This window comes from Pseudomonas sp. LBUM1660, from assembly GCF_059695935.1.
Genome location: NZ_CP166795.1, coordinates 3,943,451 through 3,964,117, shown reverse-complemented (window position 1 = coordinate 3,964,117; position 20,667 = coordinate 3,943,451). Strand labels below are relative to the sequence as shown.

Below are 20,667 nucleotides of genomic sequence, written 5' to 3'. Positions count from 1 at the left end.
CAGGGATCGCCCATGAAGCGCTTTATCCAAGGTGAACATCGAGGCCAAGAAACCTTCCTTCCCGCGAGCCTCGACGATTACGTCACGGATGCCAATCCGGTGCGCGTAGTCGACATCTTTGTCGACGAACTGGACCTGGTCAAACTAGGTTTCGAGGGCGCCTTACCTGCTGATACAGGCCGGCCGGCTTACCATCCCTCGGTCCTGCTAAAGATCTACATCTACGGCTATCTGAACCGCATTCCATCGAGCCGGCGTCTTGAACGAGAAGCCCAACGCAACGTCGAGCTGATGTGGCTGACCGGGCGTTTGATGCCCGATTTCAAGACCATCGCCAACTTCCGAAAAGACAACAGCAAGGCCATCCGAGGTGTCTGCCGCCAGTTCGTGGTGCTCTGTCAGCAGCTAGGACTGTTCGAAGAAAATCTGGTCGCCATCGACGGCAGTAAATTCAAGGCCGTCAATAACCGCGACCGCAATTTCACCAGCGCCAAGCTGAAACGGCGGATGGAAGAAATTGAATCAAGTATCAGTCGGTACCTGACTACGCTCGACGAAACCGATCGGCAAGAACCCTCGGTCGCTCAGCCCAAGGCTGCTCGTCTGCAAGAGAAAATCGACAAGCTCAAAGCTCAGATGAAAGAGTTGCAGGTCATTGAAACTCAGCTCAACGAATCACCGGATAAACAGGTCTCACTGACCGATCCAGACGCCCGTTCCATGATGACGCGCGGCACTGGAATCGTCGGTTACAACGTGCAGACAGCAGTCGATACCCAGCACCATTTGATCGTTGCGCATGAGGTGACCAACGTCGGTTCCGACCGCGATCTACTCAGCTCGATGGCCAAGCAGGCCCGCGAGGCGATGGCGTCAGATACGTTGTCGGTAGTGGCTGACCGAGGTTACTTCAAAAGCGAACAAATCCTAGCTTGTCACGATGCAGGCATCACCGCCTATGTGCCCAAGCCGATGACCTCTGGAGCCAAGGCTGACGGGCGTTTCAATAACGATGCCTTCATCTATGACGCGGCAAAAAACGAATACATTTGTCCCGCTGGAGAGGCGTTGATCTGGCGCTTTTCCAGCGTTGAAAAAGGCCTGAAGTTGCACCGTTACTGGAGTTCTAATTGCCAGGGATGCGCGCTGAAATCGAAGTGCACACCGAGCAAGCATCGGCGAGTTCGGCGATGGGAGCATGAAGCCGTATTGGAGGAAATGCAGAACAGGCTGAGCAACGCGCCGGACATGATGCGAGTCCGCAAGCGTACGGTCGAGCATCCCTTCGGGACACTCAAACAATGGATGGGCGCCACACATTTCCTGACACGAAAGCTGAACGGAGTAAGTGCGGAGATGAGCTTGAACGTCCTCGCCTACAACTTGAAACGAGTCATGAAAATTCTCGGTACCAGCGGTTTAATGAAGGCGCTGTCGGCCTGAAGAGGTCTGTATTTTGGCCACCCAGCAAGGTAGAAGCGGCGCTAGGGGCTCCCAGACCCTCGTGATGATCCGCAGGACTTGTTGTGAGCAATTACTCAGCTAACAACCGTCAGCGCTGCGCGCCGACAGTGCATCGGCGCGTTTTTACACACTCTGGGCCGATAGCAGACTGATTCAAGAGACCACGTTGCTATCACACTTGCGACGGTCATCTTGTAAATACGGCAATGGCTTCCTGAGTTTTTTCGAAGCTTTCACCGCCTGTAGGAAACGCGCATCAGCTTTTTCAACAACTCTTGAGGGCGCATGTTTAAACACCCTGAACGTTACGTCCTGAAAGCTACAAAACCTTGCGCCGTTGCCTACGACTGCACCAGAATCCGCCTGCTTGTGCGCTTTTGGGCCGCTCGGTAACTTGGTTCGTGTCACTGCCCTTCAGTGATCGGGTTTAGCAGCCCGTCGTGACGAAGCGTATCTGCATCCAGACAGTCGGGTCATTTCATGCCTGCACTTTATGGTAGCTGTGCGCAGGGCGCCCTCGGGCGCGCCGGATTTCGTCTCCGCCGGTCTGCTAACCTGCACACAGCTGCCACCTTACGTTTAGCAGCGTTCGGTGATGGCTCCATATGGAGACAGAAATATGTTTAAGGCCACACCAAACCCACCAGACACCGATCCAGTTTCCCCCTACGAACCCGATTCAAAAAAACTCAACGACGCCGCCGAACGCGCCCTCGATTTTCACTTCCCATCAAACGCCGATATCAAAGCCACCCCGCGTACATCCAGCAAGCTGTTTACCGTGGACCCAGAAGCCACGGCCGAAACTCTGGCGGTTTTTTTGGTCGAGACGCTGGCGTCGGTCGATGTGATGGTCCATCAGTTGGTGGATCATTTGGAGGGTGAGTCGCGTTATGCCTTGCTGGGCATTTCAAACAGCATCATGGTGGCGGAGGTTGCGGCGAATCGGGTGTTGGATAAGGTTGAGCCTTCTGTTTAACCGCTGTCATGTGGCGAGGGAGCTTGCTCCCGTTGGGCAGCGAAGCGGCCCCAAAAGATGGGCCTGCTGCGCAGGCCAGCGGGAGCGAGCTCCCTCGCCACAGGTTGTTTGTTGTTTGTGCTATTTGTTTTCACAAGAACGGGACGCTTGGCGTCCCGTTTTTTTATGGCGCTGGGTCAGCCTCCGGCGCGTTTGTTTAGCGCCTCTTCCGCTGCAGCAATTTCAGCCTGACGCCTGATGATCACGTCGCCTATCGGCGGTCCCTGGAAACGTCGGGCTTCAAAACCGAACCAGACGATGGCCGTCAGCACCAGAAAACCGATGGTGATGTACAGCGCCCAATCGTTCGGTGGCTGGATGCCGATGACGAAGATGATCACCATCGACAGGATCGAGAGGAGGGCGAACACGGTGAACCAGAAGCGCCCCATGTTCCACGGCCCCATGGTCGGCCACTTCGACGTCCCGTAGGTAAACAGACCCAGCACGATAGGGATGATGAAGGAGAAGAACAGGAAGATCACCGTGCAGGAGACCACGATGGTGTAGACCGGCGTTTCACCGACCGAGATCACCGACGATCCCCAGACGAATAACACCGCGAGGGTGGCGCCGGTCCAGATTGCGGCCACCGGGCTGCGCAGGGTCGGTGAGACTGAGGCCAACGCTCTGGAGAAGGGCAGGCCGCCGTCACGGGAGAAGGCGAAGATCATGCGTGAGACCGAGGTCACGGTCGCCAGTCCGCAGAGGAATTGCGAGATGAAAATGGCCACGTACAGCGCCGTTTTTACCGTCGGGTTCACTTGCGTGTCCATCGCCCAGAAAAACACGGTCCAGCCATGCTTCGCCGCTTCGTCCATGCTTGGCAGCATCAGGACAAACGAGCAGAGCATGACCCAGCCGAACAGCAACGACCAGACCACCGACATGACCATGCCACGCGGCACGGACAGGGCAGCATTGCGGGTCTCTTCCGAGGTGTGTGCGGAGGCGTCATAGCCGGTGATGGTGTAGATCGGCAAGAGCAGGCCGAGCATGAAGATCCAGCCGTTCGAGACCTGCGGCCAGACGCTGCCGCCCGCTTCGCCGGAGTAGTTGCCAAAGGTCCACAACCGGGCGAATTCATAGCTGGGCGCCGAGATCAGGCAGACGATGGTCAGCACCAGCGCCGTGGCGAAGATCAGGTAACCGGAGAAGTCGGTGAGCTTCGCGGTCAGGCCAATGCCCAGGTGGTTACACAAGGCTTGTAAACCGGTCAGCATCGCCAGGAAAAACATCCGTGTCGGGATGGTGTCTTCCATGCCCAGTGCCGGTCCGAAGGCGCCGAAAAAGAAGTAGTAAGTGCCGACGTTGATCGCGCCGAGCACGGTCACCAGCCCCAACAGGTTGAACCAGGCCGTCAGCCAGCCGGTGAAGCGGTTACCGAGAATCGAACCCCAATGATAGAGGCCGCCAGCGGTGGGGTAGGCTGAGGAAATCTGCGCCATGGCCATGGCGAAAACCCCGGACATCAGGCAGCCAATGGGCCAGCCGATGCCGATGGCCGCGCCGCCCGCGCCCGAGGTGCCTTGGGCGAGTGAGTTGATGCCACCCGAGAGGATGCAGATGATCGAAAAGGAGATGGCAAAGTTGGAGAAAACGCCCATTCGTCGCGAGAGTTGCTGGGCATAGCCCATGCTGTGCAGCACCTTGACGTCATCGTCGTGCGACGCGTTGGTGCCGGCTTGGCTTGCTGGCTTCATGTTGTGTGCCCCTTCAGGTTTTGATACGCATCCATCCGGATCCCGGATGGGCTGGCTTTCAACCCCTTGTCGTACTGCTCCTTTTCCAACTGGTACACCCTGTCCATGCCCTATGTCTGGACAGGCAATTGCTCTAGATACGGCCGTGATACGCCGCCGCGAAAATGTTTGCCGCGCCTTCCCGGGTCAATGGCAGCGGGTTGCCAACGGCAGAAGGGTCGACAATGGCCATGTCCGCAATAAGGTCAGCCTGTTGCTCATCCACCCCCAACTCGACCAGCGTGTGCGGCACGCCGATGTCTTTGCGGAGCTTCAGGATGAAGGCCAGAAAACTGTCGAAACCGGGCGAGGGCAGGCGCAGATAAGCCGCCAGGCGTGTGATGCGCTCTTCGATGGCCGGGCGATTGAATTGCAATACGTAGGGCATGAAGGTGGCGTTGGTCATGCCGTGATGGGTGTCGTACAGCGCGCCGACTGGATGCGAGAGGGCGTGCATCCCGCCCAGGCCTTTCTGGAATGCGGTAGCGCCCATCGCGGCGGCGGCGAGCATTTGCGCGCGCGCGTCGAGGTCGGACGGGGTGTGGACGGCCCGCACCAGCGCGCTGGCCACCAGGCGTATGCCTTCCACCGCGATGCCGTCGGCCAGCGGGTGAAAACCAGGCGCGCAGTAGGCTTCCAGGCAATGCGCCAAGGCATCCATGCCGGTTCCAGCGGTGACTTTGGCCGGCATGCCGACGGTCAGGGCCGGGTCGCTGATGACCACGCGCGGCATCATTTTCGGGTGGAAGATGATGCGTTTGGTGTGGGTGCGCTCATCGATGATTACCGCCGCACGGCCGACTTCCGAACCGGTGCCCGCTGTCGTCGGTACCGCGATGACCGGGGCGATTTGGCTGGCGTCGGCGCGTGTCCAGTAGTCGCCGATGTCTTCGAAATCCCAGACCGGCCGGGTCTGGCCGCTCATGAAGGCGATGAGCTTGCCCATGTCCAGGCCGCTGCCACCGCCGAAGGCGACCACACCATCGTGTTTGCCGGCGCGCCAGGCATCGAGCCCGCCCGCCAGGTTGGCTTCGACCGGGTTGGGCTTGAGGTCGCAAAACAGCTCGACGCCAAGGCCGGCAGCACGCAAGGAATCCAGCGCCGCCGTGGTGATCGGCGCGCGCCCCAAGCCGCTGTCGGTGACCAGCAACGGTCGCTGGATACCCTGGCTGCGACAGACCTCGGCCAACTCGCTGATGCGGCCGACACCGAAGCGAATGCTCGTGGGGTAGTTCCAGTTCCCGGTCAGGCTCATGGCTCAGATCTCGTGGCGCAAATGGAAGGATTTTGCTCGGGTCAGATGTTCGTAACCCAGGCGCGACAGCGTCACGCCGCGACCGCTGTTCTTCACGCCGGTCCAGGCCAGGGCCGGGTCGAGGTAATCGCAGCGGTTCATGAACACGGTGCCGGTGTCGATCTGGTTACCCAAGTGTTCGGCGGCGGCGAGGTCCTGGGTCCAGATGGACGCGCTGAGCCCGAACTCGCTGTCGTTCATCAAGGCAATGGCTTGGTCATCGCCGGCCACCGGCATGATGCCGACCACGGGACCAAAGCTTTCTTCGTGCATCACCGACATCTGATGGTTGACGTCGACCAGCACCTGCGGCGCGAGGTAGGCGCTGCCCGGTGCGTCGGCGGGAAAGGCCTTCGGATCGATCAGTGCCTTTGCGCCTTTTGCCAGCGCTTCGGCGATTTGGCCGCGTACGAATTCAGCGGCGCCCGGATTCACCATCGGACCGAGGGTGGTGGCTTCATCCAGTGGATCGCCCAGCACGTATTGATTCGTCAGTGCGACGAAACGCTCGACAAACGCCGGGTAGATTTTTTCATCGACATAGATGCGCTCGATGGCGCAGCAGCTTTGCCCGGCGTTGAAGAAGCTGCCGTCTACCAGGTTTTCCACCGCGTGGTCGAGGTTGGCATCTGCGCGGACGTAGGCCGGGTCTTTGCCGCCGAGTTCCAGGCCCAGGCCGATGAAGTGTCCTGTGGCGGCGGTTTCCATGGCCTTGCCGGCGTCGACCGAACCGGTGAAGTTCACCTGGTGCACGCGGCCGGAGGCGATGATCGCGGCGGTCTGGTCATGATTGAGCAACAGGTTATGGAGCAGTCCTTCGGGCAGATTGGCGCGGCGGAACGCTTCGGCGAACCGCTCACCCACCAGCAGCGTTTGCGAGGCGTGTTTGAGGATGACGCTGTTGCCGGCCATCAGCGCCGGAATGATCGTGTTCACTGCCGTCAGATAGGGGTAATTCCAGGGTGCGACGACTAGCACCGTACCGAGTGGCTCACGTTTGATATGCCGTCGAAAACCGTCGACAGGCGTGGGTTCGATGGCTGCCAACGCTTCAGGTGCAATGGCGATCATGTGCCGGGCGCGCTCTTCGAAGCCGCGCAGTTCGCCCGCGCCAAAGCGCACCGGGCGACCCATCTGCCAGGCCAGTTCCGGGACGATTTCAGCCTTCATGGCCAACATCGCGGCCACGGCGGCGCTGCAAAAATCGGCGCGCTCGTTCAGCGGTCGGCGTTTCCATTGCGCCTGGGCCGTTGCGGCAGCCGCCAGCGCCTGATTGATCTGTGCAGTATCGGCGCAGTGACGTTCGGCATAGACCCGGCCATCGACTGGTGAGATGAGTTGAATCATCGAAGTCATGATCGTCTCAATAGCGCTCGAAGCCGCGCTGCAATTCCCAGTCGGTGATGCGGCGGTCGTACTCTTTCTGCTCCCATTCGGCGGTGTGCACGTAGTGGTCGATCACTTCATCACCGAACGCTTCGCGCAACATCGTTGAACCCTGGAGTGCGGCGCAGGCTGCGCGCAGGGTCTTCGACACTTCCGGCAAGTGTTCATCGACGTAGGCATCGCCTTCAAAGGGCGGCGTAAGGGTGAGCTTCTCGTCGATACCGGCCAGCCCCGCAGCGATCAACGCGGCAAAGGCCAGATAAGGGTTGAGGTCGGCGCCGCCGATGCGGCATTCGATGCGGATGGATTTGCTGCTTTCTGCGCACAAACGAAAGCCAGCGGTGCGATTGTCGCGACTCCACACCGCCCGCGTCGGCGCAAACGTGCCGGCCTGGAAACGCTTGTAAGAATTGATATAGGGCGCGAGAAAGCAGGTGATGTCGTTGGCATATTTAAGCTGCCCGGCCACCCACGCGCGCATCAGTTTCGACATGCCGAACTCGGCCTTGGCGTCGAAGAACAGCGGTTTTTTGCCGTTTTTGTCCCACAACGAATTGTGGATGTGGCTGCTGGAACCGGCGGCGTCATAACGCCACTTGGCCATGAATGTGATCGCCTTGCCTTGCAGCTGCGCGATCTCTTTGCAGGCGTGCTTGATGATGACGTGGTGGTCGGCCATGGTCAGCGCATCGGCGTAACGAATGTTGATCTCTTCCTGCCCCGGCCCCCATTCACCCTTGGAGTTTTCCACGGGAATGCCGGAGGCTTGCAGATGCTTGCGAATCGCCCGCAGCACCGGCTCTTCGCGGGTGGTCTGCAGGATGTTGTAATCCTCGATGTAGTGGCCGGCGGTTTTTGGCTTGTGGTAGTTGCGCTCGTGGATGGCCTCGTAGCTTTCATCGAACAGATAGAACTCAAGCTCCGAGGCGAACATGCCGGTGTAGCCGCGTTCGCGCAGTCGCTCGATCTGCTTTTTCAGGATCGCCCGCGGGCTGTGCGGCAGGTCGCGTCGATGGTGATGATCAAGCACATCACACAGCACCAGCGCTGTACATTCCAGCCAGGGCACCCGTCGCAAGGTCGACATATCAGGCTTGAGAACAAAGTCGCCGTAGCCTTTGCTCCAGCTGGCGGCGGCGTAACCCGGCACGGGTTCCATGTCGATATCGTCGGCCAGCAGGTAATTGCAGCAGTGGGTTTCTTCATGGCCGCTGTCGATGAAAAACTCGACCTGGAATCGCTTGCCGACCAGTCGGCCTTGCATGTCGACCATGCACACAAGCACGGTATCGATCTCGCCGGAGGCGGCAGCACGCTTGAGTTGATCAAAACTGAGGAGGGGCTCGGTCATCACGTAGTCCTGCGTGAATAGGTTGGGCCTGTCTGAAATAGCTGTTGCAGACGCTCTCCAGAACAACCCAAAACCTGCAGACGCGAGCATCGTGTGCAATAAGCTGCTCTAAGCTTAGCTTACGGTTGCTGAACGCAAGTTTTCTCGCGCACGTACCGACGTCTCGAACTGCAGCCCCCGGATTACCTGGCTGCCGTAAAAATTTTTACGCTTTCTTTACGATCGGTGTTTTTGCCCGCAACGATACTGGGCGCGATTTTTTCGATCGTCCATGTGCCTTGCTTATCCAATGGCCCTGACAAACTGTATTGCCCAAGGATGGGATGCACTTCCTCCCCGCAATTTGAGAGAAGCGACCCTTGAGTGAGACAGCAACCGTTGCACACGAAGACTCCCCATCCAAAACCTCTGGAGTGGGCTTGCTCGTCGCCGCTGTCGGGGTGGTTTACGGGGACATTGGCACTAGCCCCCTCTACACGCTGAAAGAAGTATTTTCCGGCCACTACGGCGTCCAGGTAAACCACGACGGCGTGCTAGGCATTCTGTCGTTGATCTTTTGGTCGCTGATCTGGGTCGTCTCGATCAAATACGTACTGTTCATCCTGCGTGCCAACAACCAGGGGGAAGGCGGCATCATGGCGTTGACGGCCTTAGCCCGTCGTGCGGCCGCACCTTATCCGCACATGAGCAAGGTCCTGGTGTTGCTCGGCCTGTTCGGTGCGGCACTTTTTTACGGGGACAGCATGATCACCCCGGCCATCTCGGTGCTCTCTGCGGTTGAAGGGCTTCAGCTGGCGTTTGACGGGATAGAGCACTGGGTCGTGCCCTTGTCAGTGGTCGTGTTGGTGGCGCTGTTCTTGATACAGAAACATGGCACGGCTCGAATAGGCATTCTGTTCGGCCCTGTCATGGTGCTGTGGTTTGTGGTGTTGGGTGCACTCGGTGTCTACGGTATTTTGCAGCGCCCCGAAGTCCTGCAAGCGCTTAACCCCGCTTGGGCCGTGCAATTTTTCGTGGTTCATCCTGGCATGGGTGTAGCGATTTTGGGCGCTGTGGTGTTGGCACTGACCGGTGCTGAGGCGCTGTATGCCGACATGGGCCACTTTGGTCGCAAACCGATTTCCCGTGCCTGGTTCATTCTGGTGTTGCCAGGGTTGGTACTCAATTATTTTGGCCAGGGTGCGCTGATCCTGGAGAACCCGGAGGCTGTGCGCAATCCGTTCTATCTGCTCGCGCCGAGCTGGGCACTGCTGCCGATGGTCGCGCTCTCCACGCTGGCAACCATCATCGCGTCTCAAGCCGTGATCTCTGGTGCTTTTTCCCTGACGCGCCAGGCCATCCAGTTAGGGTACGTCCCTCGCATGTTCATCCAGCACACTTCGAGCCAGGAGCAGGGGCAAATTTACATCGGCACGGTTAACTGGGCGTTGATGGTCGGTGTTGTGCTGCTGGTGATCGGCTTCGAGTCGTCCAGTGCCTTGGCCGCTGCCTATGGGGTCGCTGTGACGGGCACCATGTTGATCACCACCATTCTGTCTTCGGCGGTCGTCCTGCTCCTCTGGAAAACGCCGCGCTGGCTGGCCATCCCGATGCTGCTCGGATTTTTGCTGGTAGACGGTCTGTACTTCGCCGCCAACGCGCCGAAGATTTTTCAGGGCGGTGCGTTTCCGGTGATCGCCGGCATTGGCCTGTTCATCTTGATGACCACCTGGAAGCGCGGGCGAAAAATCATCGTCGAGCGGTTGGACGAGACCGCGCTGCCTCTGCCGTTGTTCATCAGCAGCATTCGTTCACAGCCGCCGCATCGGGTGCAGGGTACGGCGGTTTTTCTGACGGCCAGGGCCGATGCGGTTCCGCATGCGCTACTGCACAATCTGCTGCATAACCAGGTTTTGCACGAGCAGGTGGTACTTCTAACCGTGGTGTCCGAAGACAGCCCTCGGGTAAGTGCTGATCGACGCTTTGAGGTTGAAGCCTATGGCGAAGGGTTCTTCCGGGTCAGTCTGCACTTCGGTTTCATGGAGGAGCCCGATGTACCGATGGCCTTGAGTCTTTGTCACTTGAATGAGCTGGATTTCAGCCCGATGCGCACGACCTATTTCCTCAGTCGGGAGACGGTGATCCCTACCAAGCGCATTGGTATGGCGCGCTGGCGAGAAAGTCTGTTCGCGTTCCTGCTGAAAAACGCCAACAGCAACCTGAAATATTTCAGATTGCCGCTAAACAGGGTGATTGAACTGGGGACTCAGGTGGAGATGTAAGGACAAACAAGGAAGCGAACGTGGTCAGCTCACTCACAGAGTTTCTGTGAGTGTCTTGAGGTGCTGAATGAGCTGACCATTGGCACGCAACTGTACAACCTGAGCAGCTCGCTGGACGCTATTACCCGGCCTATGGCATCGTCGAAAAAATACGTCGCACAGCGAACAGGATCAAAGACGATGGAGGAGGGTGATGAGGTCGTTGCCAATTCGGCAATGGCAACGCTAAAGGCATTCAATCTTTGCGTGCTGCACCTTGGTCGGCTTGCTCGAGAGCGTGGCTCATCCCAGTTCATTGCAGAAGGCCTGCAAGCGTTTCGACTACTGGTGCCCTTTGCGTCAGCGTGGTGGGGCGAGATGTCCGCGTCAGCCGTCAACGCGCCCCCTAAAAGCTGGATGCACGGGCGCATCAATCTGCCCGAATCGTTTGCCGCCGAATGGCACAAAAGTGCGGGCCGCGACAAATTCTCCCATGACACTTTGAGTCAACCCGGTGCGGTCGTGCGCGACAGCGGGTTCACCGACCCCGATGAAACGGTGGACGCTTTCGCTCGGCGCCACGACCTCTACCACCCGATGTGCATTACCTTCGAGTTGCCCGAAAGCGGTTTGATGTTCTTCGTTTGTCTCTACCGTGGCATTGATGCTGCGGCGTACAACGACAGCGAGGCCGCATTGTTTTCGGCCTTCTGCGACCACCTGTTGCAGTTGTGGCGGTTTCAGGTGCAAGACATGATTCGCATCGACACCGGCAACGGTGCGACCGACTTCGGCGTGGCGCGCATGGACGGCAGTCTGCTGTATGTGGGCGCAAGCCTGTGCGCCGCCATTCAGCGCGAGTTGCCCGGGTGGAACGGTTCGATGCTGCCGGCCGAGGTGATTGCGCAACTGCAAAAGGCGCCATGCGTGATGCGTCTGGGTCGTTGTGCGCTGACACTGAGTCCGAACGCGGAGCATGTGATTCTCTCGCTCGAAGCGCAGTCACGCGCGGCAGTGCTCGCGCCACGGGAGCGGACGGCGGCGATGCTGTTTGCCGCCGGTCATTCCTATAAAGAAATTGCAAAGATCCTGACCTTGAGCCCGGCGACAGTGCGCACCTATCTGCGCAACTGCTACTTGCAGCTTGGCGTGAAAAGCAAGGTGGAGCTAGGGTCTGTCCTGCGGGACGCAACGCGCCGCGATTAACTCCACAAATCTCTCCAACTCAATGCTCATCCCCTGTAGGAGTGAGCCTGCTCGCGATGAGGGCGTGTCAGTCGACATCAATGTTGCCTGATAAACCGCCATCGCGAGCAGGCTCGCTCCTACAAGAGGCAATTGTGGCAGGGCTATTTGTGTTGCCCCTCCTCATTTGTGGAGGTCCCGCAGGCGGCCGCGCTCTATAGGGTATGCCCTGCAGATCAGGGGCTTGCACGGCAGTCTGCCCGGGCCACTTCCAAAACTATAAAAACAGAGGTGAGGCAGTTGAAATTTTCCAGGCTGTTTATTGCGATTGCGACCACTACGACACTTTCTTCCATGGTGCTGGTGGGGTGTCAGACCCAGGGCTCGACGCCTGCCGACAGGGTGATGCGCAACGGCTACATCTACACCGTCGATGGCCAGAACTCCGTGCAGCAGGCGATTGCCGTGACGGGCGGGAAGATCGTCTATGTCGGCAGCGACGAAGGGGTTGCCTCGTACATCGGCAAGCAGACCCAACTGATCGATCTGGCCGGGCGCATGCTGATGCCGGGCTTCATTGATGCGCACATGCACCCGGGGGACGGCGGCCGCGCGATGACCTTGTGCGACCTGAAATACCAGACAATGACGCGCAAGGTGTTCCAGGAAACCATTCAAGCGTGCCTGGACGCCGACAAGGACAAAGGCCCCGATGTCTGGCTCGAAGTGGGCAGCTGGGATCGCATGGGCATGGACGGACTCGACGGCGACCCGGACAAATCGACGCTGGACGCGCTCAGGACCCAGCGTCCGATCCAGGTCCGTTCCACCGACTTCCATACCGTGCTGACCAACTCCCGCGGCCTGGCAGTGGCCGGCATCAACAAGCACACAGCCAATCCGAGCGATGGCAAATACGTGCGCGACAGCGCCGGCAACCCGACCGGTATCTGCGAAGATGGTGCAGCCGAAGCCATGGCCGCCGTGGTGCCGCCCGCCACCGACGCCGAAAAACTCAACCAGACCCGCGCGGCGCTCGACGCCATGCGCCAACAAGGCATCACCAGTTTCTTCGATGCCTTGTCCGGGCCCGAAAATGGCAAAGCGTTCACTAGCCTGCAGCAGTCGGGCGAGCTGACCGCCCGGGCCTTGCTGGCGATCAAACTGGACCCGGCCGCCGCCGCGGCAGACCCGACAAAAACCATCGCCGACGCCAAGGCATTGGCCACGACTTACGACCAGGGTGAAGCCAAGCCCGCGCCGGGCGTGAGCATGCGCCACGTCAAATTGTTCATGGACGGCATCATCAATGCGCCGGCAGATACGGGGGCCATGCTGACGCCGTATTTGCGCAATGCCGGCACCGAAAAGGCGCCGAAGTGGGCACCTGGCACCAACGTCGGTGAGCTGTACTTCCCGCCGCAAGTGCTCAAGCCGCTGCTGTTGCAAGCCGTGCAGGCCGGCCTCGACCCGCACCTTCACGCCACCGGGGACCGTGCAGTGCGTGACTCACTGAACGGCATCGAATACGTGCGCCAGCAATTGCCCGGCAATGGTTTTCGCCCGGCCATCACTCACAACGAGTCCGTCGACCCTGCCGACTATTCACGCTTCAAGGCGCTCGACGTGACCGCCAACATGTCTTTCCAATGGGCCCAGCAGGCACCGTCCACAATCGACGGCACCAGCGACCACCTGGGTACCCAGCGGTTCGCCCGCATGGAACCCTCGGGCAGCATCGCCCGTGCTGGCGGGCGCGTGGCGTATGGCAGCGACTGGCCCGTCGATCCGCTCGACGAGTTCCTGGCGCTGAAGATCGGCGTCACCCGCTCAGGCGACCCGCAAAACCCCCACAGCTACGGCCCCAAGTACGCTGGCCGGCTGAATGCCGACCCGGCGCTGTCGCGCACGGAGGTGCTGCGCACCATCACCCTCAACGCCGCCGAGCAGCTGAAACTGGACGCGGTGGTCGGCTCGATCGAAGTGGGCAAGTTCGCTGACCTGATCGTCCTCGACAAGAACTTCATGCAGGTGCCTGAGGAAGAACTGGCTCGCAATAACGTGCTGCTGACAATGGTCGGCGGCAAGGTCGTGTGGGCGAAGGCGCCGTTTGTGGGTCTTGAACAGCGGCCGGCTCAAGTCGCTGCATTGAATGCTGAACAACAAAAATAGAAATACCGTCAGCCCCAATGTCAGACAGGTAAACGCAGTCCAGGTGGGAGCGGGCTTGCTCGCGAAAGCGGTGGGTCAGCTTGCATCAATGTTGAATATGCAACCGCCTTCGCGAGCAAGCCCGCTCCCACAGGGATCGCCTTTAACCGCTGGCCATTGGCGTCTACCAATAACAAGAGAACACTGTAATGACCCAACAACGAAGTCCCCTGATCGAGACCCGTTCGATCGATTTCATCCCCGAGGCCGAGCGTCATGGCAGCCTCTACAGCCAGTTCACCCTGTGGCTCGGCGCCAACCTGCAGATCACGGCCATCGTCACCGGCGCGCTCGCCGTGGTGCTGGGCGGTGACGTGTTCTGGTCACTCATCGGCTTGCTGATCGGCCAGGTGCTCGGCGGTGCGGTCGTTGCCTTGCACGCCGCCCAAGGGCCGAAACTCGGGCTGCCGCAGATGATCTCCAGTCGTGTGCAGTTCGGGGTTTATGGGGCGGCCATTCCGATTGTCCTGGTGTGCCTGATGTACCTCGGCTTCAGCGCGACCGGCGCGGTACTGTCGGGGCAGGCCATTGCCCAGTTGATCCATGTCAGCGACAGCGCCGGCATCCTGATTTTCGCCGCCTGCATCGCGTTTCTGACGATCTTCGGCTATCGGGTCATCCACTTGGTCGGACGGGTGGCCAGCGTGCTGGGCATCATTGCCTTCGCCTACCTGTTTACCCGGCTGATGACGCTCAACGATATCGGCTTGTTGCTGGAAAACCGTCATTTCGGCTGGAGCACGTTCCTGCTGGCCGTGTCGCTGTCTGCGTCCTGGCAAATCGCCTTTGGCCCTTATGTGGCCGACTACTCACGCTACTTGCCGAGCAAAACCTCGTCCTGGAAGACCTTTGCTGCCGTGGGCCTGGGCACCGTGCTCGGCGCGCAGGCTTCCATGGTGCTGGGCGTGTTCGCCGCCGCATTGGCCGGCGCGAATTTTCGCGGTCATGAAGTGGCGACCATCGTTGGCCTGGGCAGTACCGGGGTGATGGCCTCGCTGCTGTATTTGAGCGTGGTGTTCGGCAAGGTCACGGTATCGACGCTCAACGCTTATGGCAGCTTCATGTGCGTGGCCACGATCATCAGTGGCTTTCGCAGCCGTCTCGAGATCACCGCCCGCCAGCGCATGGTGTTTGTGCTGCTGATTGTCGCGGCGTCCACCACGTTGGCGCTGCTCGGGCAGTACTCGTTTCTGAACTCGTTCAAGTACTTCATCCTGTTTCTGCTGACCTTCTTCACGCCGTGGAGCGCGATCAACCTGGTGGATTACTACTTCATCAACAAAGAGCGCTATGACATTGCGGCGCTGTCCGATCCGGCGGGCCGTTATGGTCGCTGGAACGTGCGCGGGATCAGCGTGTATGTCGTCGGTGTGTTGATCCAGTTGCCTTTCGTCGACACGCATTTCTATTCCGGGCCGATGGTCGCGCAGCTCGGCGGTGTTGATATTTCCTGGATCGTGGGGCTGGTGGTGCCGGGCATTTTCTACTACCTGCTGGCGAGAACATCAGCGCTGGCGGTGTTGCCTGAGCAGCATTCAAAGGCCTGAATCACCGACTTACAAAGTGAATGCGCCGGTCACCGGCAGGTCTTGAAGCGTCTCCTATACTGATGCGCGTTGACCGGTTCAACACAGATCCCGAATGCCGTTGGAACAGCGACTCGCGTTCCGACGGCTTCCCTACGCACTCACAATCAGGAGAACGATATGACCATCCGCATTGGCGACGAAGCACCGGACTTTACCGTCGAAAGCACCGAAGGCACGCTGCATTTCCATGAGTGGATCGGCGACAAGTGGGCGATCCTGTTCTCGCACCCCAAGGACTTCACCCCGGTGTGCACCACTGAACTCGGTTATATGGCTGGGCTCAAGCCAGAGTTCGACAAACGCAACACCAAGGTCGTGGGGCTCAGCGTCGACCCCGTCAGTAATCATGCGAGCTGGGCCAAAGACATCGAAGAAACCCAGGGGCATGCGGTCAACTACCCCATGATCGGCGACGAAAACCTGGTGGTGGCCAAGCTCTACGACATGATCCATCCGAATGCCAGCGGCGGCGCACGCACGGCCGTGGACAACGCCACGGTGCGTTCCGTGTTCATCATCGGGCCGGACAAAAAGGTCAAGGCGATGCTCATCTACCCGATGAGTGCCGGGCGCAACTTTGATGAGGTATTGCGTCTGCTCGATGCGCTGCAACTGAACGCCAAGCACACCGTTGCCACGCCGGTGAACTGGCGTCCGGGCGAGGACGTGATCATTCCGACTTCCGTCTCCGATGAAGACGCGAAGAAGAAATACCCGGAGGGTTTCAAGACGGTGAAACCTTATTTGCGCACGGTGGCGCAACCTAAGTAATCCATACGGAGACTCCAGGCATGGCCGTCCAAGTCTTGCGCGTCGAGGCAACGCACATCGACACAATCGCCAATCTCTTTGACGCTTATCGAGGCTTCTACGGCCAGCCCTCGAACCTCCAACAGTCCCGGGACTTCATCGCCGAACGCATTGCCCGGGATGAATCCGTCATTTTTTTCGCATCGGACGTCACCGGTGATGCGCTGGGATTCGTCCAGCTGTACCCAACGTTTTCCTCCATCGACGCCCACCGCACCTGGTTGCTCAGCGACCTGTTCACCACCCCCGAGGCCCGGGGGCAAGGCGTGGGGAGGATGCTGATGAACGCTGCCCGAGCTTTTGCGCTGTCGACTGGCGCCAAGGGCATGGTGTTGGAAACCGCCACGGATAATTTCGGCGCTCAGCGGTTGTATGAGTCGTTGGGTTACGTGCGCGACCCGGGTTACTACACCTACTGCCTCGATTTGAAGCAGGGCTGACCAAGGCCTGGCGAACACCCTTATCAGCAACACCAACGTCTCGGCAGCTGCTACAAGGCCCCGCGCTTACCCCGCTTGAACGTGGTTATCCAGCATTCGATTCACCTGTTACATCAACGCAGCGGCAACTTCCACCGCTCGCGCCATTGCTCATATTCCCCCTCAGGCATCTGCACCAACGCCGGAGATTCACGAGGATCCAGCCACTCGAACAACCGCGAAATATCCGCCTGATCCATCGCCGTACACCCCAACGTAGGCGAGGCAGGCCCGCGCCAGATATGGAAAAAGATGCACGAACCTGAACCCGGCGACGCCGGCGTGTTGTGCTCGATAAAGATCCCGTTGCGATACCCAACCTCTTTGCGCATTTGCTCGGAGCTGTTCCAGTCCTTGGCGATCGCCGCGCCGTCGACCAGTTCGTTGTAGCGTTCGGATTTGCTGTCATCCACGCATTCAGTGGTCGATGTCAGCGCGAGATAAGGCAGTTTTGTGTCGGCTGTCGTGTCGTAACCAAACGCAGTCCCGAGTTTGAAGATCCCGGCAGGCGCTTTTCCATCGCCTTCACGTTTGACCGGCCCTTCTACTGACTCAACGTTGCCCAAACCCTTACCCCACGCCATTCCGTTCTTGCCAACCACCACCGCAAACCCATCACCGACTTTTCGAAAGCTTCCTTCAACACGCTCATAGCGCTGGGCGATACCCTGAATGTCATCCCAGTTTTTTGCGGTGACCACAATCAGCTGGTGGCTGGTGTCCAGCACCTCGCTGGCACTCAGCGGCGTAATGGGAAAATCCATCACGTTCTTCGGCGCGCCCTCACCAGCAAAAGTGAAGTGCCACCACTCTTTCGAGTAACCGGCAAAACCCTCTTTCTCCATGGCGCTGCTGAGTCGCTGACGGTTCTCTTTTGCTGTTGCATTGATGGTCGGGTTGGCGGTATGCGCGCGCTCATCGAAGCAATCGAACCCGGTGCCCATGTCGAGTGCGCCGTCGTGCCAGCGCTGGGCATAAGGCGCGGTGCAATCGACTTGTGCGGCCTTGGGTGTCCAGGTATCGGCGGGTAGAGCCTTGGGACCGATGAGTGTCAGGTCCACGGTTGAGCCTCTGGAGTGATTCGACACCCGCGCCACATAACCCAGGCGCCAGAAGTCCTGTTTGTCCACGCGCGGATAGAACTCGGCTTTGAGCGGGTCTCCCGGCTCAGTCGCGAAACGGCCCATATCGGCCACCGCACGGCTGGGGCGATAGCAGTCGAACACCTTCAAACCGTAGCCTTGCTTTTTAAGTGCCTGTTGCACCCGGGCGAGGGCCTGAGCAGTCTCCAGCGACAGCATGCACTCGGCAGCGGCGTAACCGTCGAGCGAGTGTCCGGTGAAGTTGTGGGCGCTGGCGTAGCGGATGTCTTGCTCGATGGTTGGATCAATCGTGCGCAGGTAGACCATGTTTTCGGGTCTGGGCTCGGCACTGGCGAAGCCTGGAAGGATGACGCTCAGCAACAGCAGTGATCGCAGCCACGAGCGGGCTGGCAGGCTGTGGGATTGAACCGGAAATAGTTGCGAGGAGGGCATACGAACCTTCAGGTTTAAGCGCATGAAGTTGTTGTCGAGTCCGGAGGACACTTCAAACGGATCTTAAACCATGACGGCTGGTGTCTGGCTGATTCATGTCTGGGCGCAGGCATCACGACCGAAAGCGCAAAGGCGCCCGCGATGCTGTCGCGGGGGGCGCAAAAAAGGCATTTTGCTGGCCCCGAAGCGTTCAGGTTGTCGTCAAAATCACTTCACTTTCAGGTGGTTAGGCGGAATGCAATTGCGAAGTGTATTTGTCACGATGATCTCGTTTGCCCTGGCCTGCGTTGCAGCCTCTGCCCATGCCAGGGAGCTGGCGTCCAATGAACGCTACATGTGCAGCTGGGGGGCGGGCACGGCGGCGAGGGCCCAGGAACTCAAGCTGGCCGGGGTCTCTCTGTATGCCGCCCGGCAGAAGATACAGGCCTACAAATTCAGCAAGGCGTGGATGCGCATGATGGCGATGGGCATCACCGAGCAGACCTACGACAGCAAGTCGCGCTACAAACCGGCGGATGTCCGGCAGAGTTTTTATGACGAGTGCGTGCGGTACAAATTGGCGCGCAAGTGATAGAAACAGGACCCAAGCCTGATGCCGAGCCAAGGCAGTAACTGGACGTGTAGGAGCCAGGCTTGCCGGCGAAAGCGATCTTGAATACGCCTTCGCCGGCAAGCCTGGCTCCTACAAAAAGCAATTCAAACCCCCGGCATGTTGCGTCACGTTCAATTGAGGCACTGCGCCCCGGCCTTGGCCACTTGGGCATCCTGCTCGGCCTTGACGCCGGACACGCCAACCGCGCCGATCACCTGGCCATCGACGATGATCGGTACGCCACCTTCAAGGGAGGTCAGCAACGGCGCTGACAAAAACGCGTGGCGTCCCCCGTTGACCATCTCTTCATACCCTTTTGATTCACGCCGTCCAAGGGCCGAAGTGCGGGCCTTTTCAGTGGCGATGTAGGCGCCGATCGGGGCGCAACCGTCGAGGCGTTCCAGGGCCAAAGGATGGCCGCCGTCGTCGACAATCACGATGGTCACGGCCCATTGATTGTTCTGGGCTTCGTTGCGTGCAGCGCTGAGAATCCGGCTGACTTCGGTCTGGCTCAGGACGGCTTTGCTTTTCATAGGAATGCTCCAGGGCTCGATGAGGGCAACGCGGCTTCGACCAGTTCGATCCAGTGCCGGACAGGGGTTCGGCCCGCACCGTCGAGGTGCGACTGACAGCCGATATTGGCCGTGACAATGACTTCGGGATGACCGCTTTCCAGCGCATTGAGCTTGTTGTCACGCAGTTGTCGGGACAGCTCGGGCTGGGTCAACGAATAGGTGCCCGCCGAGCCGCAACACAGGTGACCGTCGGGAACGAACGTGAGGTTGAAACCCAGGCGCGTCAGCAGCGCTTCAACCGCACCCCCGAGTTTTTGTGCGTGTTGCAAGGTGCAGGGGCAATGGAAGGCCAGGCGTTGATCGCTGTGAATGCCGAGCGTGTCCAGCGGCTCGTCGCGCAACACTTCAACCAGATCCCTGGCCAGTGCGCTGACCTTTCTCGCCTTCTCGGCATACGCCGGATCGGTGCTGAGCAGGTGGCCGTAGTCTTTGATAAAGGCGCCGCAACCGCTGGCGGTTTGCACAATGGCCTCGGCCCCTTGCTCAATGCTCGGCCACCACGCGTCGATATTGCGGCGGGCGCGATCAAGGCCGGCCGCCTGCGCGTCCAGGTGATAATCGACCGCGCCGCAGCAACCGGCCTCGCGCGCCGGCGTCACACTGATCCCCAGTCGATCCAGGACGCGCGCGGTGGCCGCATTGGTGTTCGGCGACAGACTCGGCTGCACGCAGCCTTCGAGCATCAGCACCTGCCGGGCGTGGCGGGCGACCGGGCGTTGTCTGGCCGGATACACGTGGCGAGGCAACTTGGCTTGCAGCGTGTTGGGCAGCAGCGCACGGAACACCTGACCGCTGCTGACCAGCACTTTGAACAAACCCGGATTGGGCACCACGCTGCGCAAGCCTTCACGCAGCAAGCGCTGGTCGAGCGAGCGTGGCACGGCCGCGTCGACCACCGCGCGGCCAATGTCGAGCAAGTTGTGATAATCGACACCCGAGGGGCAGGTGGTTTCGCAGTTACGGCAGGACAGGCAGCGATCCAGGTGCTGCTGGGTCTTTTGGGTGACTTCGTTGCCTTCCAGCACCTGTTTGATCAGGTAGATGCGCCCCCGCGGCCCGTCCAGCTCATCGCCGAGCAATTGATAGGTTGGGCAGGTGGCATTGCAGAAACCGCAGTGCACACACGTGCGCAGGATGCTTTCGGCTTCTTCGGCGCGGGGCAGTTGGCGGGCCTGTTCGCTCAAGGTGGTCTGCAT

16 protein-coding genes are annotated in these 20,667 nt (G+C 59.6%); 9 read left to right on the top strand and 7 right to left on the bottom strand.

The annotated features are described in order from the left end of the window. Nucleotides 1-12 precede the first annotated feature (12 nt). Both ACA068_RS18575 and ACA068_RS18570 read left to right on the top strand, forming a co-directional pair. Nucleotides 13-1,443, top strand: a complete 1,431-nt coding sequence (locus ACA068_RS18575) for an IS1182 family transposase (RefSeq protein ID WP_497303579.1) — start codon at nucleotides 13-15, stop codon at nucleotides 1,441-1,443. Nucleotides 1,444-2,083: 640 nt separating this feature from the next. Beyond that, complete coding sequence (locus ACA068_RS18570) at nucleotides 2,084-2,443, top strand: DUF6124 family protein (protein ID WP_497294676.1); 360 nt, start codon at nucleotides 2,084-2,086, stop codon at nucleotides 2,441-2,443. A gap of 176 nt (nucleotides 2,444-2,619) precedes the next feature. Here ACA068_RS18570 and ACA068_RS18565 read toward each other — a convergent pair whose 3' ends face one another. From ACA068_RS18565 to ACA068_RS18550, 4 genes are all read right to left on the bottom strand, one after another. After that, the gene (locus tag ACA068_RS18565) at nucleotides 2,620-4,185 is read right to left on the bottom strand and encodes an amino acid permease (RefSeq protein ID WP_497303840.1); all 1,566 of its coding nucleotides are present in this window, start codon (nucleotides 4,183-4,185) and stop codon (nucleotides 2,620-2,622) included. 133 nt (nucleotides 4,186-4,318) lie between these two features. Further along, nucleotides 4,319-5,479: an iron-containing alcohol dehydrogenase gene (locus ACA068_RS18560; protein ID WP_497303838.1), complete on the bottom strand. Its 1,161-nt coding sequence runs from the start codon at nucleotides 5,477-5,479 to the stop codon at nucleotides 4,319-4,321. 3 nt (nucleotides 5,480-5,482) lie between these two features. Next, nucleotides 5,483-6,874 (bottom strand): aldehyde dehydrogenase family protein, encoded by a 1,392-nt coding sequence (locus tag ACA068_RS18555; RefSeq protein ID WP_497303836.1) that lies wholly within the window; start codon nucleotides 6,872-6,874, stop codon nucleotides 5,483-5,485. Between the two features lie 7 nt (nucleotides 6,875-6,881). After that, entirely contained in the window at nucleotides 6,882-8,255 is a 1,374-nt protein-coding gene (locus ACA068_RS18550) for a glutamine synthetase family protein (RefSeq protein WP_497303834.1), read from the bottom strand. 359 nt (nucleotides 8,256-8,614) lie between these two features. On the opposite strand from ACA068_RS18550, the gene ACA068_RS18545 reads away from it, so the two are divergent. The 6 genes from ACA068_RS18545 to ACA068_RS18520 all read left to right on the top strand — a co-directional run bounded on the left by ACA068_RS18545 (nucleotide 8,615) and on the right by ACA068_RS18520 (nucleotide 16,730). Further along, nucleotides 8,615-10,516 (top strand): potassium transporter Kup, encoded by a 1,902-nt coding sequence (locus ACA068_RS18545; RefSeq protein WP_497303832.1) that lies wholly within the window; start codon nucleotides 8,615-8,617, stop codon nucleotides 10,514-10,516. 180 nt (nucleotides 10,517-10,696) lie between these two features. Then, nucleotides 10,697-11,701: a helix-turn-helix transcriptional regulator gene (locus ACA068_RS18540; RefSeq protein WP_497303830.1), complete on the top strand. Its 1,005-nt coding sequence runs from the start codon at nucleotides 10,697-10,699 to the stop codon at nucleotides 11,699-11,701. 279 nt (nucleotides 11,702-11,980) lie between these two features. Then, complete coding sequence (locus ACA068_RS18535; protein ID WP_497303828.1) at nucleotides 11,981-13,852, top strand: amidohydrolase; 1,872 nt, start codon at nucleotides 11,981-11,983, stop codon at nucleotides 13,850-13,852. Between the two features lie 188 nt (nucleotides 13,853-14,040). Further along, nucleotides 14,041-15,438 carry a purine-cytosine permease family protein gene (locus ACA068_RS18530; RefSeq protein WP_497303826.1) on the top strand — a complete coding sequence of 466 codons (1,398 nt, stop codon included), beginning with the start codon at nucleotides 14,041-14,043 and terminating at the stop codon, nucleotides 15,436-15,438. A gap of 159 nt (nucleotides 15,439-15,597) precedes the next feature. Beyond that, nucleotides 15,598-16,251, top strand: a complete 654-nt coding sequence (locus ACA068_RS18525; protein WP_172790649.1) for a peroxiredoxin — start codon at nucleotides 15,598-15,600, stop codon at nucleotides 16,249-16,251. A gap of 20 nt (nucleotides 16,252-16,271) precedes the next feature. After that, nucleotides 16,272-16,730, top strand: a complete 459-nt coding sequence (locus ACA068_RS18520; RefSeq protein ID WP_497303824.1) for a GNAT family N-acetyltransferase — start codon at nucleotides 16,272-16,274, stop codon at nucleotides 16,728-16,730. 113 nt (nucleotides 16,731-16,843) lie between these two features. Here the strand turns inward: ACA068_RS18520 and ACA068_RS18515 are convergent, their stop codons facing one another. Next, complete coding sequence (locus ACA068_RS18515; protein ID WP_497303822.1) at nucleotides 16,844-18,304, bottom strand: M15 family metallopeptidase; 1,461 nt, start codon at nucleotides 18,302-18,304, stop codon at nucleotides 16,844-16,846. 262 nt (nucleotides 18,305-18,566) lie between these two features. Between ACA068_RS18515 and ACA068_RS18510 the strand changes: the two genes are divergently transcribed. Beyond that, nucleotides 18,567-18,875, top strand: a complete 309-nt coding sequence (locus tag ACA068_RS18510) for a hypothetical protein (protein WP_497310627.1) — start codon at nucleotides 18,567-18,569, stop codon at nucleotides 18,873-18,875. Between the two features lie 152 nt (nucleotides 18,876-19,027). Here the strand turns inward: ACA068_RS18510 and ACA068_RS18505 are convergent, their stop codons facing one another. Then, nucleotides 19,028-19,429 carry a heme-binding protein gene (locus ACA068_RS18505; protein ID WP_497303820.1) on the bottom strand — a complete coding sequence of 134 codons (402 nt, stop codon included), beginning with the start codon at nucleotides 19,427-19,429 and terminating at the stop codon, nucleotides 19,028-19,030. Beyond that, complete coding sequence (glcF, locus tag ACA068_RS18500) at nucleotides 19,426-20,667, bottom strand: glycolate oxidase subunit GlcF (RefSeq protein ID WP_497303819.1); 1,242 nt, start codon at nucleotides 20,665-20,667, stop codon at nucleotides 19,426-19,428. Before glcF ends, ACA068_RS18505 begins: the two co-directional genes overlap by 4 nt.

Coding starts and splice junctions, on each gene's coding strand:
- ACA068_RS18525 (WP_172790649.1), top strand. CDS start 15,598: ATGACCATCCGCATTGGCGACGAAGCACCGGACTTTACCGTCGAAAGC.
- ACA068_RS18530 (WP_497303826.1), top strand. CDS start 14,041: ATGACCCAACAACGAAGTCCCCTGATCGAGACCCGTTCGATCGATTTC.
- glcF (WP_497303819.1), bottom strand. CDS start 20,667: ATGCAGACCACCTTGAGCGAACAGGCCCGCCAACTGCCCCGCGCCGAA.
- ACA068_RS18575 (WP_497303579.1), top strand. CDS start 13: ATGAAGCGCTTTATCCAAGGTGAACATCGAGGCCAAGAAACCTTCCTT.
- ACA068_RS18550 (WP_497303834.1), bottom strand. CDS start 8,255: ATGACCGAGCCCCTCCTCAGTTTTGATCAACTCAAGCGTGCTGCCGCC.
- ACA068_RS18540 (WP_497303830.1), top strand. CDS start 10,697: ATGGAGGAGGGTGATGAGGTCGTTGCCAATTCGGCAATGGCAACGCTA.
- ACA068_RS18560 (WP_497303838.1), bottom strand. CDS start 5,479: ATGAGCCTGACCGGGAACTGGAACTACCCCACGAGCATTCGCTTCGGT.
- ACA068_RS18510 (WP_497310627.1), top strand. CDS start 18,567: ATGATCTCGTTTGCCCTGGCCTGCGTTGCAGCCTCTGCCCATGCCAGG.
- ACA068_RS18565 (WP_497303840.1), bottom strand. CDS start 4,185: ATGAAGCCAGCAAGCCAAGCCGGCACCAACGCGTCGCACGACGATGAC.
- ACA068_RS18505 (WP_497303820.1), bottom strand. CDS start 19,429: ATGAAAAGCAAAGCCGTCCTGAGCCAGACCGAAGTCAGCCGGATTCTC.
- ACA068_RS18520 (WP_497303824.1), top strand. CDS start 16,272: ATGGCCGTCCAAGTCTTGCGCGTCGAGGCAACGCACATCGACACAATC.
- ACA068_RS18515 (WP_497303822.1), bottom strand. CDS start 18,304: ATGCCCTCCTCGCAACTATTTCCGGTTCAATCCCACAGCCTGCCAGCC.
- ACA068_RS18555 (WP_497303836.1), bottom strand. CDS start 6,874: ATGACTTCGATGATTCAACTCATCTCACCAGTCGATGGCCGGGTCTAT.
- ACA068_RS18570 (WP_497294676.1), top strand. CDS start 2,084: ATGTTTAAGGCCACACCAAACCCACCAGACACCGATCCAGTTTCCCCC.